This window comes from Nocardia sp. bgisy118, assembly GCF_057708605.1.
Map to the genome: position 1 here is coordinate 1 of NZ_JBYISM010000004.1, position 13431 is coordinate 13431.

The 13431-nt window shown below is 67.6% G+C and carries 14 protein-coding genes; 4 read left to right on the forward strand and 10 right to left on the reverse strand.

Annotation, left to right across the window (positions count from 1 at the left end):
• Positions 1-50: 50 nt before the first annotated feature.
• From AC3EO7_RS05785 to AC3EO7_RS05805, 5 genes are all read right to left on the reverse strand, one after another.
• Positions 51-656: a cutinase family protein gene (locus AC3EO7_RS05785; RefSeq protein ID WP_435590621.1), complete on the reverse strand. Its 606-nt coding sequence runs from the start codon at positions 654-656 to the stop codon at positions 51-53.
• Positions 657-890: 234 nt separating this feature from the next.
• Entirely contained in the window at positions 891-1904 is a 1014-nt protein-coding gene (locus tag AC3EO7_RS05790) for a zinc-binding alcohol dehydrogenase family protein (RefSeq protein ID WP_431970422.1), read from the reverse strand.
• 274 nt (positions 1905-2178) lie between these two features.
• A complete protein-coding gene (locus AC3EO7_RS05795; RefSeq protein WP_431970424.1) occupies positions 2179-3042 on the reverse strand; it encodes an expansin EXLX1 family cellulose-binding protein in 864 nt (287 codons plus the stop codon).
• Positions 3043-3343: 301 nt separating this feature from the next.
• Complete coding sequence (locus tag AC3EO7_RS05800) at positions 3344-4597, reverse strand: bifunctional 3,4-dihydroxy-2-butanone-4-phosphate synthase/GTP cyclohydrolase II (RefSeq protein WP_435590622.1); 1254 nt, start codon at positions 4595-4597, stop codon at positions 3344-3346.
• 78 nt (positions 4598-4675) lie between these two features.
• Positions 4676-5311: a PadR family transcriptional regulator gene (locus AC3EO7_RS05805; RefSeq protein ID WP_431972562.1), complete on the reverse strand. Its 636-nt coding sequence runs from the start codon at positions 5309-5311 to the stop codon at positions 4676-4678.
• 128 nt (positions 5312-5439) lie between these two features.
• Between AC3EO7_RS05805 and AC3EO7_RS05810 the strand changes: the two genes are divergently transcribed.
• Positions 5440-7074, forward strand: a complete 1635-nt coding sequence (locus tag AC3EO7_RS05810; protein WP_435590623.1) for an MFS transporter — start codon at positions 5440-5442, stop codon at positions 7072-7074.
• A gap of 47 nt (positions 7075-7121) precedes the next feature.
• Here AC3EO7_RS05810 and AC3EO7_RS05815 read toward each other — a convergent pair whose 3' ends face one another.
• Positions 7122-7619: a hypothetical protein gene (locus tag AC3EO7_RS05815; protein ID WP_431972564.1), complete on the reverse strand. Its 498-nt coding sequence runs from the start codon at positions 7617-7619 to the stop codon at positions 7122-7124.
• A gap of 58 nt (positions 7620-7677) precedes the next feature.
• Between AC3EO7_RS05815 and hemC the strand changes: the two genes are divergently transcribed.
• A complete protein-coding gene (gene hemC, locus AC3EO7_RS05820; protein WP_431972565.1) occupies positions 7678-8607 on the forward strand; it encodes a hydroxymethylbilane synthase in 930 nt (309 codons plus the stop codon).
• A gap of 600 nt (positions 8608-9207) precedes the next feature.
• Positions 9208-9813 carry a bactofilin family protein gene (locus tag AC3EO7_RS05825; RefSeq protein WP_435590624.1) on the forward strand — a complete coding sequence of 202 codons (606 nt, stop codon included), beginning with the start codon at positions 9208-9210 and terminating at the stop codon, positions 9811-9813.
• Positions 9814-9963: 150 nt separating this feature from the next.
• On the opposite strand, the gene AC3EO7_RS05830 is transcribed toward AC3EO7_RS05825, so the two are convergent.
• The 3 genes from AC3EO7_RS05830 to AC3EO7_RS05840 all read right to left on the reverse strand — a co-directional run bounded on the left by AC3EO7_RS05830 (position 9964) and on the right by AC3EO7_RS05840 (position 12017).
• Positions 9964-11085 carry an MAB_1171c family putative transporter gene (locus AC3EO7_RS05830; RefSeq protein WP_435590625.1) on the reverse strand — a complete coding sequence of 374 codons (1122 nt, stop codon included), beginning with the start codon at positions 11083-11085 and terminating at the stop codon, positions 9964-9966.
• A 101-nt stretch (positions 11086-11186) separates the two neighbouring features.
• Complete coding sequence (locus tag AC3EO7_RS05835) at positions 11187-11603, reverse strand: SgcJ/EcaC family oxidoreductase (RefSeq protein ID WP_431972568.1); 417 nt, start codon at positions 11601-11603, stop codon at positions 11187-11189.
• A gap of 3 nt (positions 11604-11606) precedes the next feature.
• Positions 11607-12017 (reverse strand): hypothetical protein, encoded by a 411-nt coding sequence (locus AC3EO7_RS05840; protein WP_431972569.1) that lies wholly within the window; start codon positions 12015-12017, stop codon positions 11607-11609.
• Positions 12018-12104: 87 nt separating this feature from the next.
• On the opposite strand from AC3EO7_RS05840, the gene AC3EO7_RS05845 reads away from it, so the two are divergent.
• Positions 12105-12938, forward strand: a complete 834-nt coding sequence (locus tag AC3EO7_RS05845; RefSeq protein WP_435590626.1) for a helix-turn-helix domain-containing protein — start codon at positions 12105-12107, stop codon at positions 12936-12938.
• 190 nt (positions 12939-13128) lie between these two features.
• Here the strand turns inward: AC3EO7_RS05845 and AC3EO7_RS05850 are convergent, their stop codons facing one another.
• On the reverse strand, positions 13129-13320 hold the full coding sequence (locus AC3EO7_RS05850) for a hypothetical protein (protein WP_431972571.1): 192 nt from the start codon (positions 13318-13320) through the stop codon (positions 13129-13131).
• Positions 13321-13431: the final 111 nt, after the last annotated feature.

Genomic DNA, 13431 nt, shown 5'->3' on the forward strand with positions numbered 1-13431 from the left:
GTCCCGTTCGTCTCCCCCCCCCCCGACGTCCCGGATTTCCCGGCCGGTGCTCAGACGTGGGCGGCCGCGAAGTCCGCGGCGGGCCACATCGCCCAACCGTAGTTGCCGTGCGCCGCCGGATCGAAACCGCCGCCGCACACCGGGTCACCGCCGGTGCAGTAGTTGGCGGTGCGCCAGGCGTACAGCCCCGGCACGTTCCATCCGATCAGGCGGACCGGATCGCCGAACAGCAGCACCGCGGCGATCCTCGATTCCAGCTCGTACGGCAGGACGTACATGCCGGGCAGCACGGTCACGATGCCGGTGCCGAGCACGCCGTGCGTGACGACCGCGCCCTGCGAGTAACCGACCAGAATGAACCGCTGATCCGGGCACATCGCCGCCTGGGCCATGATGTGCGCGGTCATGTCCCGCGTGCCATCGCTCACCGAGGATGGAACGAGCAGGTCCGCCGGGTAGTTCACCGGATACGCGGTGGAGTCGACCGGAAGCGTTTGGAGCAGTGTGCCGTACAGCGGATCGCCGACCACACTCCCCAACCACCCCGGTTCCCCGGTACCTCGGGCCACGACCACGTCCACTGCCGCACACGCGTCGGCTGACGCCGGTGTGCCGAGACTTGTCGCCGCTCCGACCCCCGCTACGAGCAATAGCACTGCGAATGCCCTTGCCAGAGGCCTCTTTCGGAACAGATTTACCTTCCGGTTCGCCATGATGATCACCCACTCACGCCGTTGTGAGAACACCGAGTGATGGTTGTCAGTGACAATCACTCGGCTATATCCGCGAAGGTAAGAACGGCAGTGAGTTGCGTCAAGCAACTCAATCCAAGCGAGACCGAGTCATCGCACAATCGTTGTGCGAGTGGGTTGCCCGGCGCGGCGAGGACGCTACGGGACGAGAACCGCTGCGCCCGTGAACCGCCCGTGCGCCAGGTCGGCGAGCGCCCGATCCGCCCTGTCCAGGGAGTACCCCTGCGTCGTCACGGTTATCCGGTGTTTTTCGGCCAGGGCCAGGAACTCCCGCGCATCGGCGCGAGTGTTCGCCGTGACCGAGCGAATTTCCCGCTCCTGGAACAGGTGTCGCTGATAGTTCAAGGCCGGGATGTCGCTCAGGTGGATCCCGGCGATCGCGAGCACGCCGCCGCGGTCCAGCGCCTCCAGCGCGGGCAGTACCAGCTCGCCGACGGGCGCGAACAGAATCGCCGAATCCAACGGCGCCGGTGGCGGTTCCGCGGCGCCCTGCACCGAGGCGGCGCCGAGCTCGCGGGCCAGCTCGCGAGCGGCCGGATCGCGGGTCATGACGTGCACTTCGGCGCCGCGAGCCAGTGCGACCTGTGCCGCGATGTGCGCGCTGCCGCCGAAGCCGTAGATGCCGAGCCGCCCGCCCTCGGGAAGGGAGGCGCGTTGCAGCGCGCGGTAGCCGATGATGCCCGCGCACAGCAGCGGCGCGGTCTCGGCGTCGTGGTACCCGGAGGGCAAGTGGTGCGCGAAATCGGCGGGGACGGTGGCGAACTCGGCGTAACCGCCGTCGGCGTCCCAGCCGGTGTAGCGCGACTCCGGGCAGAGGTTCTCGGCGCCGCGCAGGCAGTAGCGGCAGGTTCCGCAGGTGTGGCGCAGCCAGGCGATGCCGACCCGGTCGCCCGGCGCGAACGCCCGCCCGGCCGACGCCGTCACCTCGGGACCCAGCGCGACGACTTCACCCACCACTTCGTGGCCGGGCGTCACACCGACCCGATGCACCGGGAGGTCGGCCTCGGCCACATGCAGATCCGTGCGACACACCCCGCAGGCGAGCACGCGCACCAGCAGTTCTCCCGCGCCCGGCTCGGGCGCGGGTTCGCGCACCAGATCGATCGGCCCGTCGTCGATCGGGCCGGGGCGGCGGACACGCCACGCGATCATCGGTTCACTCCGAATCACCTCTTCGCGATGTGACGGGCTCGGACCAGTCTGACACGATCTCGCCGCGGCGGGCGCACTCCCGGCTACTCCCCCGGCCGGACCGGCCACGTCGCGCGTCCATCGTCGCACCGAGCCAGAAACGAGCGGCTCGGCACCGGCTGGACGTCCGATCTCCCAGACGATGCCGCGATCGCGGCGAAGTCCACTCGCTCTCACCCGGCCAGGCCAACGGCCGGACAATTCCGCGGCGATGTGGCGTTCGCGGGGCTTCGTGCTAGCGAACGCAGAGCGACGGGGCGGCGATCGAATTCTGGGCGCGCATCGGCGAGGTGACGGGCACGACGATCGGCGCGGGGTCGGCGGCGGCCGAGTAGAGCCGCACGCCGGTCTGACGTTCGCCGGAATCGATTGTCACCCCGATGATCTCGGCTTCGTGCCCGTACGCGTCGGTGATCCGCGCGATGAACGGTCCCGTTCCGGCCCCGACGAGAGTCCAGTAGTTGTCCATGCCGCGCGTCAGCTCGCGCCACTGCTCGCCCGCCTCGTCGCGCAGCGCGACCTGGCGGATCGGGTTGCCGGTGCCGGTGATCAGCAGGGACAGCCACCCTCTCGTCGAATCCGGTTTCACCGCGTAGCCGAGTTCGGGGGCGGGCTCGGGATCCCGCACCAGCCGATAGCTGATCTGCGCGACGCCGTCGGCGCGGTCGGCGATCCGGTCGAACGCGGCGATGCTCAGATCCAGCTGCCCCGGAGCGCATCCCGGGCAACGATCGGCGACGAGCACGCGTACCGCTCCGTGCGGACCGCGGACGTCGAGGTGGCCGCCGCACAGGTCGGCCCGGCCGAACTCCGCGGTGGACAGCCCGGCGTAGAGTCCGTCGGCGGGGAGGTCCTCGAACGAGCACGCGACTGTCGACTTGGACGAGTAGTACCGCGCTTCACCCGGCATCGGCGGCAGCGGCGGCCAATGTCGCGCGGGCACACCGGAACTGCCTCCGGTCGCAGGCGACCACGTCGGGAGGGTCTGCACGCCGCCATCCGTTGCCGGCTCGCACGTGACCGCTTCGGGCCGCGTCGCCCACACCGCGACGCCGACCACCGCGATCACCGTGCCGACGACCGACCACACCCAGCCCATCCGAAAATTACGCTGCCGTATCGGTATTCGATGCACGGCCGTCCCCGGCTTCCAGCTCGCCCCGCTCGCGGACTGTCGATCCTGACTCGACAAGGAAACCAGCAGAATTCATACCGCGCGGCCCGAACGGAAATTCTTCAGTGTGCAAGGCTCGAACCAGGGCAAACCACAAGCAAATAGCCAGGATTCACGCGGGGGCGGGACCGCGGAACCGGAAAAGATCCGATGCCCCTCGGGCGTACCTCCGCGTCCGCTCCGGCCGCGCGACGAGCTGTCGACGAAATCGGCCCGACAGCGCCCCCTAGGAGCTGGCCCGCTCCAGCTCCGCGTCCATCTCGGACAGCTGGTGGTCCATCCGATCGCGCTTGGCGCGCAGATATCGGATGTTGTGCTCGGTCGGGGTCGATTGCAACGGCACCCTGCGCACCACCGCGATGCCGTGTTCCTCTAGCCCGGCCTGTTTGGCCGGGTTGTTGCTCAACAGGCGCACCGAGCGAACGCCGAGATCGGCGAGCACCTGCGCGCCCGCGGTGTAGCGGCGCGCGTCCACCGGCAGCCCGAGCGCCACGTTGGCCTCGACCGTGTCGGCGCCGAGGTCCTGGAGCTCGTAGGCGCGCAGCTTGTTCAGCAGTCCGATGCCGCGCCCCTCCTGGCCGCGCAGATACACCACCACGCCGCTGCCCTCGGCGGCGACCGCGTGCAGTGCGGCGTCGAGCTGGTCGCCGCAGTCGCAGCGCAGCGAGCCGAGCGCGTCGCCGGTTAGGCATTCCGAATGCAACCGCGCCAGCACGGCGTCCCGGCCGGGGTCGCCGAAAACCATGGCGAGCGCCTCGGTTCCGGTGAGCTCGTCGCGGTAGCCGACGAGGCGGAACTCGCCGTACTTGGTCGGCATCCTGGTCTGCACCACCCGGGTCACCGTCCGCTCGATCCGGCGGCGGTACTCGATCAGATCGGCGATCGAGATGATCGGCAGTCCGTGAGCGCGCGCGAACTCCCGCAGTTTCGGCAGCCTGGCCATGGCGCCGTCGTCGCGTACGACCTCCGCGATCACCCCGGCCGGGCGCAGTCCGGCGAGGCGGGCGAGGTCCACCGCCGCCTCGGTGTGCCCCGGCCTGCCGAGCACGCCGCTCGGGTGGGCGCGCAACGGGAAGACGTGACCGGGGCGGGTGAGTTCATGCGCCTCGGTGCGCGGGTCGGCGAGCGTGCGCAGCGTGTGGGCGCGGTCGGCGGCCGAGATGCCGGTGGCGACGCCGTGCGCCGCGTCGACCGACACGGTGTACGCGGTGCCTTTCGGATCCTCGTTGACCGCGGTCATGGGCGGCAGCAGCAGGCGATCCAGGTCGGGTCCCGCCATCGGGGCGCACAGCACGCCGCTGGTGTGGCGGACCAGGAACGCGATGGACTCCGTGGTCGCCAGTTCGGCGGCGAGGATCAGATCACCCTCGTTCTCGCGGTCCTCGTCGTCCACGACGACCGCCATCCCGCCCGCGGCGATCGCCGCGATCGCCGTCTCGACCGGATCCAATGTCCGCTGTCCTGCGAATTCGGTACGCATGACCACCTCCTCCTATATGACTAGTAGAAATATCCCTAATCGATATAGGAAGCGGCAGTCCCGCTCAGCGGGCCGCGATCAGGACGCGCGGCGCCCCTTGCCCTTGGCGGCACGCTTGGGGCGCCCGCCCTCGGCGAGCTTGTCGACATCGGCCAGCAGCTCCCGCGCGAAGTCCCGCTCGGCCTCGTAGTGGCGCACGCACCAGCGCAGCACCGCGCCGGGGTAGGCCCAGTCCGGGTTCTCCTCGGCGCCCTCGGCGTCCACCTCGGCGAGCTTGCGCATCCGCTCGGCGTAGCCGATGTGCTCGGTGAGGATCTCGCGCAGCCGGTCCGGTTCGGCGAGGTGGCCGAGCCAGGCCCGCAGCATCACGCTGTGCTTGAGGACGGGCGCCTCCACCGGGGCGTGGTTGACCCACTGCGCAGCCGCCGCGCGCCCTGCCTCGGTGATGGAGTACATCCGCTTGCCGCGCACGCCGTCGTCCTGCAGCACGGTGCGCGAGGTGGCGTAGCCGTGCTTCTCGAGCCGCTTGAGTTCGGCGTAGATCTGACTGAACGACGGGCTCCAGTAGAAGAACTGGAGGCTCCAGTCGGCCCATTTCTTGAGATCGTAGCCGGACAATTCCTCGGCGTGCGAGAGCATTCCGAGCACCGCCCAGCTCGTCGTCGGCAGGTCGGGCACCCCGGCGTCCACGGGAACAGACTTGGCATCGGTCACGCTAGGACTATATCGCCTAGGCATATGACAGGTGAGAAATCCCGTTGAGTGGGATTCACGCGGCATCGATCCGGGTCCGGTGTGACAGGTTTCACAACACGTATCACCAGAGCATCGGAGGGCGATCCATGTCCACCATTCCCCGCGACCCCGAGACCACCGAAAGTCCGGGCGTCGTATCCGAATCCGCCGACAACACCGGACGACTCGACGGCGCGCCGCGCGGCAGGATCTTCGCCGTGCTGGCGGTCATCGTGCTGTTCACCGAGGTCGCCCCGATGCAGTACACGATCGTGGCCGCCGCGCTGCAGAAGATCGCGCCGACCTTTCCCGGCGTCGGGGCGAACATCAACTGGGCGATCATCGTTTTCGGCCTCGTCGGCGCGGCCGCCTCGCCGCTGATCGGCAAGATGAGCGACGTCTGGGGCAAGAAGCGGATGTTCCTCGTCTGCGGCGTGCTGTTCATGCTCGGTTGCGCGCTAGACGCGATCACCTCGAGCTGGGCGCTGTTCCTGATCGGGCGCGGCCTCCAGGCGACCGCCATCGCGACCGCCGTGATCGCCTACGGCTTGATCCGGGATCTGATGCCGCGCAAGTACGTTCCGATCGGCCTCGGCATCACCGCGACGGGTCTCGGCCTCTCCGCCATCGCGGGTCCGCTGCTCGGCGGTTTCCTGGTCGACAACTACAGCTGGCGCGCGATCTTCTGGTGCCTCGCCGGGTTCACGCTGCTGATGCTGCCGCTGGTCTACTTCGTGGTGCCGGAGTCGAAGCTGCGCGTGCCCGAACGCATCGACGTCCTCGGCGCGGTGCTGCTGTCCGCTGGCGCCGGGCTCACCCTGATCTACCTGGACAAGGGCCAGGACTGGGGCTGGAGCAGGCCGACGACGCTGGGCTGGCTGGCCGCGGGTCTCGTGCTGCTGATGCTGTTCGTGGTGATCGAGAACCGGGTCAGCAGGCCGATCATGGACATGCGCCTGCTGTTCCACCCGAGGGTGGCGCTGGTGCTCGCGGGCGCGCTGTTCGCGTCGTTCCTGATCGGCGTGCAGTCCTACGCGCTCGGCTACATGACGCAGACGCCCGACCAGGCCACCGTCACCGCGGGCGTACAGCAGGCCACGCTGGCGCAGATCCAGCAGCAGACCGGGCAGCCGCTCCCGCCCGAGGCGGTGCAGGTGACCCTCGATCCGGGCTACACCTACGGAAACGGTTACACCCTTTTGGAATTCGCGGTGCGCATCGCGCTGCTGCAAGCCGTGCTCGCGATGCTGTGCGGCGCGCTGGCCGGCGCGCTGGCCCGCCGGATCGGCGCCCGGCTGCCGCTGATCACCGCGCTCGCGCTGTTCGTCGGCGCGGGGGTCTGCTACGCCGTGCTCCCGCACACCTGGGTGACCTTCCTCTGGGTGAGCGCCGCGTTCGGCATCGGCTTCGGGTTCTACTACGCGGCCATGCCGATCCTCATGGTCGAGGCCGTCCCGCAGGAACAACAGGGCATCAGCCTGGGCATGCTCGGGGTCATGCAGTCCATGGGCGTGGCGATCGGCCTGGCGATCGTCACCGCGTTCCTGAACGCCAGCCCGATGCGGGCGCTGGTCACCGTCGCCGGTCAGCCCGCGCCGCCCAGCCCGATCCCCGACATCTTCGGCGACCGCGGCTACGAACTGGGCTTCTGGGTCGCGGCGGGCGCCGCGGCGCTCGCCCTGCTCATCGCGCTGATCATGCGACACGGCCGCACACCGGCGACCGGCGGCACCGCCTACTGATGCCGACGCTCGTGGCGGGGCCGGTCACCGACCGGCCCCGCCCTGTGTCACTCCGGCGCGCTATTGCTCAGGTAGCGATACTCCGCCTCGGCGATGGTTCCGAAATCCACCGCGGTGAGCCGCGCGGTCAGAGCGAAGACGTCGTCCTCGGCGCCGAACCCGATCCCGTCCTCTTCGGGCAGCGGAACCCCTTCCTCGGCAACCGTTTCCCCTTCGACGACGAGCACGTCGCGCACAACCGCGCCGTCGACGTACCAGCCGATGCCGTAGGTGTCGGTCGCTCCGTTCAGGATGAACGTCAGCACCCGTCGTCCTTCGGCCAGGCGCGGCGTCAGCGTCTCGTCGTAGAGCGCGCTGATCCACGGATCGGCGAGCACGGTCCAGCCGCCGACCGTCGCGACCGCGTAATCGGCCGCAAAGCTGCTGCTGAAAACCTCGTCGCCCGAACCTGTTTCGCCCGATGCCAACGGCGCGCCCGGCAGCGCTGCCAGCACGTCGGAGCCGATCTCCCCCTCCACCAGCAATCCGGCGGCATTCCAGCCCATACTCTTCTCTCCTTGCCCTCGGTGACGGGGCGACAACCCCGGGAGTAGTGTGCTGCCCATGTCGCGGACGCGCATCATTCGCATCGCTACCCGATCCAGCCCCATGGCGCTCGCGCAGGCCGAGCACGTGGCGGCGCTACTCGCCGGGCTGGGGGTGGACAGCGAGCTGGTGAAGGTGACCACCGCGGGCGACCGCTGGATGGGGGATCTGTCGAAACTCGGCGGCAAGGGGGCGTTCGTCAAGGAGATCGACCTCGCGCTCCAGACCGACCAGGCCGACCTCGCGGTGCACTGCCTCAAGGATATCCCCGGCGACATCCCGGTGCCGGAAGGCTTGGCCTTCGCCGGATTCCTGGCCCGCGAGGACGTGCACGACGCGGTGATCACCGCGAGCGGCGCGCCGCTGGCGGAGCTGCCGGAGGGCACCGTGGTCGGCACCAGTTCGGTGCGCCGGACGGCGCAGCTGAAGCTGCATTTCCCGCATTTGACCGTGAAACCGTTGCGGGGCAACGTGAACACCCGGCTGGCGCGGCTCGAGGAGGGGCACGTCGACGTGCTCATCGCGGCGGTGGCCGGGCTGCATCGGGTCGGCCAGGAACACCGGATCACCGAGACCCTCGACCTGGACACCATGTGCCCACCGGTCGGCGCGGGCGTCATCGCGCTGGAGTGCCGCGCCGACGACGCGTGGCTGCTGGACGTCGGCGGCGAACTGGACCACCCGGAGACGCACCGGCATGCCGATGCCGAACGCGCCATGCTGCACGCCCTCCAGGGCCACTGCAACTCTCCCATCGCCGGGTACGCCACCACCGACGCCGCGGGACGACTCACCTTGCACGGCAAGGTCTTCGACAGCGACGGCAGCCGATGGCTGGACGCCAAACACTGGGGGGTGCCGGAGGACCCGAAGGCGCTCGGCTTCTTCGTCGGCGCCGACCTGCTCCGCCAGGGTGCTCGCGCGCTCATCGATTCCATCCCGCACTGATCCGGATCTGGTCATCTCAGCTACCTCTTCCACACGGCCTTTCGTGCCCGGCTCAGCGGTTGGCTCACTGATCAATACTCGTCGTCGGCACTCGTCCGCCCCCTGACGATGAGCGCCATTGCTTCAACCATCGCCTGTTCGTGACCGTCGAAGGTCAGGTTGTCGTGCGGATGTCGAGGCGCCGCGGAACTTTTCGCCGTGGTGTCTACGCAAGCACGGAATTCGAGGTTGGTATCGCAGAGCTTGTTTGTCGCCCAACGGCACGCCCGAGTCGGGGATGGTGCGGTCGATGAGGACGACGTCGGCGCGCTGACAGGCGGCGAGTTCGTCGCCGATGCCGCGTGTGACGAATCACAGCGTCGATGCACAACACGCTGAGGGTGCGGGTGGCGGGCCGGCTCGCGCGGGCGGCCGCGGTTGCGGGCGCGTTGGGAGGTGGCGCAGCCGCAGGTGCACGCGCTGGTAAACGCTGGCGCGCCGGTGAGCTTGCGGGTTGGAATCTGTTGCCGGGCAAGTCATCCGGCGGCCGGGGCGAGGAACTGCTGGCCTCAGGGGTGGAGGCGATAGTGTCTTCAACGCATTTGCGTGAGAGGAGTGGCGGTGGCGGACGAGTCGATCGAATCGTTGAGCGAGACCGGGCGTGTGGAGCAGGCGACGGAGGCGGATCTGGAGAAGATCCTCGACGAGGACATTCGCTCTTGCCTCGATGACGACACCAAGGTGCACCGTGGTGACTTGAGGATCGACGGTGATCTCGGCATCTACGACGGCGCGCTCATCGTATTGGGGAACCTGTCGGCGACGGGCTCGGTCGCCACCGATGAGACCGCCAGCCTCATCGTGACCGGCTCGGTCGAGTGCAGGCATCTGTACCTCGAGGGCAATCTCGAGATTCAGGGGAACGCAACGATGCGGGGCGTCGTCTACGGCTTCTACGAAGCGGGGATCTCCGGGGTGTACGGGACGACGAAAGCCAAGGTTGGCCTCATCGGGAATCACTGCTGGGAGTGCCGAAAGGAGGAGTATGAAGTCGGAGGCACGTTCTCGAACTTCCGCACGGGAAGCTTCACCGGCGATCCAGAAGCGCTCCGCCGGGTGGTCGGCGAGCGTGCCTTCCAGGGGCTTGGCATGTTGCTCGGCTTGACCCAGGTGGAACCGAAGGAACGAAACTCCGCGTGGGGGCTCTCGCTGTTTCGCGATATGTGACCCGAATCCTGCACGAGCAGGGGATTGATCGGCACCCTGCGGAACAGCATGAGCCCCGGCCCGGCGCTGGACGGCGACATGATCTCGTCGCCTGGGGCGGACTGCATTTGCAGTCCGGGCTGGCAGCGTCCGATCCACCGCGCGATCGGCTCATTCCACCGCGGCCTTGGCCCGCGGCCAGATGCGGGCCAGAGCGATCAGGTGCGCGAGCTCGGCGTCGAAATCATGCGCGACCACGGGCAATGGCGGTGCTGCTCCGGCACGGGTGGGCGGTAGACCCGTCTTCCTGGCCTGCGCCGCCCGCATCAGCCGGTGGGCGTAGTCGGCAAGCCCCCGGTCCGATTTCGGCTCTCGCACGGTATTGCGTTGCGTTGCGCCGGTTTCGGCCGGGAGGTAAGCGCCTAGGTGGAGCATTGCGTCGCGGATCTCCACGGTCATCCGCAGTAGACGGGTGGCTGGATCCGAGCCGTGCCGTACATCGACGGGCATGACGATCTCCGGGACCGCCGCGGTGAGATCACGCCACAGCGGCAACAGTCGACGGCAGGTTCTGGTGGCGCGATCCATACCCGCGCGCTGCACCAGCTCCCCGACCAGCGGTATCGCGAGCAGTGTCGAATCGATCGCGACCCACAGGGCGAACGCAGCCTGAACCAGCGACAGTTGTGGTCCCTCGAGCCATCCAGTGGCCGGCTGGGAAAGTGAGAGTGCCAGCGCACCCCAGAGAACGGCATTGCTGCCGATCAGGCCGATGCCTACGATCCGCGCCGCGGGCGGCGTCTCGGCATCGCGAAGTGTGCCCAGGCATCTGCGAGTGAACACGACCGTGTTGTAGGTGAATGGTATGGCGAAGGCGCAACCGATGCCCAGTGCATCCCGTATGAGGCGCAGGTCGACCGATCGTCCCGAGTATCGGGCCGATGCCGCGGTCAGGACTACCGAGGCCGTCGCGGCCAAGGCGAGCAGAGTGGCGGTGCGCTGGTGGCGCCTTACGGTATCCGGCTCGGCATCGGCGCTGACCAGCCGACCGATGACGTACAGGTATGTGGTGGTCATCAGAACGCAGCCCAGGGCAAGCTGATTCGCCGGGTCATCGAGGGTCGGCGACGACGCGCACCGGTACATCAGCAGGGCCGCGATGCTCCACAGGCCCATGTGGTTCACGAGCCGATCGACAACAGCGCCGCCGACGAGCCAGAACCGAACCGCCAGGAGAACCGAGACGTAGCCGATCACTGCCCAGGCCACGACCCCCGGCATCGGAGACGACATCGACACATCCTCTTGGTCCGGCGGAACTCGTTGAATGGCTGAGGCTATTGGGAGACATGGCCTCGGTCCAGTCGCGTGTATTTCGCCGAGTTCTGGCGAGGTCAGGCTGGGAATTGGGAGACCCACGTGTTCTGAAAAGTGGTGAACAACCAGGTTCCGTTGGCGCGCACCGCCACTCGAGTCTGGATGGACTGCTCATCGCGACCAGGTTGCACGCCGGGTGGGCTCGGGCGCAGGCCCTGGGTGATCATGACCGCCGTATCGGGCGTGGGGAATCGGATGATCAGGGTGTGCGGTTCGGACATGTGGGTGCCCTTCATGAAGCCGTCGAAGCCCTTCTGCATCTCGATCGTAAGTTCTTCACGGCCCCGGATGAATTCGCCGATCACCGAAACGAAGTCGGCGTCGTCGGTGAAGGTCGCGGCGAATGCTTTCCCGCTACCGGCCGCCCATGCGGCCATCTGCGCCCGCAGGAGTTCGCGCAGCGCGGTCTCCGGGGCTGCCATGTCGTTGGTCATGTTTCACCTATCGGCGCGGCGCAGGCCGACATATTCGAGGGTGGCGAAGATCGCGACGAACGAGGCTCCGATGTGCAGGAAGACAATGCCCCAGCCGGTCAGTGGCAGCAGATCGGTGAAGGTGAGCAGCACCATTCCGACCGCAGACAGGGCGTTGACCGTCACTACCGTGACCGCCAGGGGCGCCGGGATCTCCGGATATCCCGCGAGGAGCAGCAAGGCGGCCGCGCCGCCCAGCATGGCGACACCGAATGGGATCGACCAGGTGGTCGGCAGGCCCAGGGGTTCGCGCAGGCCCGGCGCGACCGCCAGCAGGATCGCGCCGAATGCGCCTGTGCTCCAACCATCCACGCGAAGGACTGCGCGAAGTAAATCGTGACCGGTGTCGAGGACCGGAACTGTCGTTGTCGTCATGACGGCAACGCTGCCAGCGGTCGATCATGGTCTCAATGACCTCGGAGGTCATGGAGGACTTGATCGGCGCTTGGATATCCTGCGCGAATGACGCGATCGGCACAGCACTCCCCGGTGGGCGCACTCCTCCGCGAGTGGCGGCAGCGGCGGCGATTGAGTCAGCTCGATCTGGCACTGGCCGCCGACAGCTCCGCGCGGCATCTCTCCTGCGTCGAGACCGGCAAGTCCCAACCCAGCCGGGCCATGGTGTTGAAACTCTGCGAAGTCATGGCAGTGCCTCTGCGAGAACGTAATACGGTGCTGTTGGCGGGTGGGTTCGCGCCGGAGTACCGGGAGAGCAGTCTCGACGATGTGGAACTGGCAGCCGCGCGAGCAGCCTTGGACACCATACTGGCCGCGCACGAGCCGTATCCCGCGGTGGCGGTGGACCGCTACTGGAATGTGGTCGCCACCAACCGCGCGATGAGTCTGCTCGAGGACGAGATCCCCGAACATCTGCTGGCCGAGCCACGGAATATGTACCGCCTCGCCCTGCACCCGGCCAGTGCGTCCGCTTCCACGCACCTGGTCAATCACCGCGAAGTCCGAGACTTCCTCCTGGAAAACCTGTTTCGTCAGGTCCAAGCCACAGACGACCCGATCCTGCGCAACCTGTACGAGGAGGTCTCCCAGTACCCGGTGCCACCGAAGACCGAATCGGAAACGGCCGCAATGCCACCGAGTCCGTTCGCGGTTCCCCTGCGCATTCGCACCCAAAGGGGTGAGCTACGAATCTTCACCACAATGGTCACCTTCGGCGCACCCTCCGACGTCACCCTCTCGGAGCTGGCGATCGAATTGTTCTATCCGCTGGACGAATTCACGGCCAACACCCTCCGCGGCCTCTTCGAGACCACCATCGGCGACGCCCTACCCGCTTGAAAGATACGACCTGAGCTCGGCTGGTCGGCGGCAGGAGGGCCGACCGGTCCCAGCCTGTGCGGGCCGCCCGATCCGGGCCGAATCTCAGGCGGCGCTGGTCGATCTGAGCAACGAAGACGTCAACACCGCGCCGAACAGGCCCACTACCAGCGAAGGCGGGCACAACATCTCGAACTGCCGCTGTGGAGTTCTAGGCGATACCACCATTGGTCGAGCCGGCCATCGCGGCGGCAAATCCCGGGTGCGCCTCGACAACAACAGTATCCTCAGCCACTATCGGACGAAACCAAATGAAGGTATTTGCCCGACGATGGAGCATGGAAGCGACCAAAAGACCTGCAGGAATCCAGCCCGGAAATACCACGACTGCCAAGGAAACCATAACAGCGCTCGTCAGGCCCAGAATTCTGGCTATTACCAATCCTGCGACACAAAGCAACCCGACAATGACAATACTTCGAGCAATCCTCCGACACCTGCGAGACGACCGGAG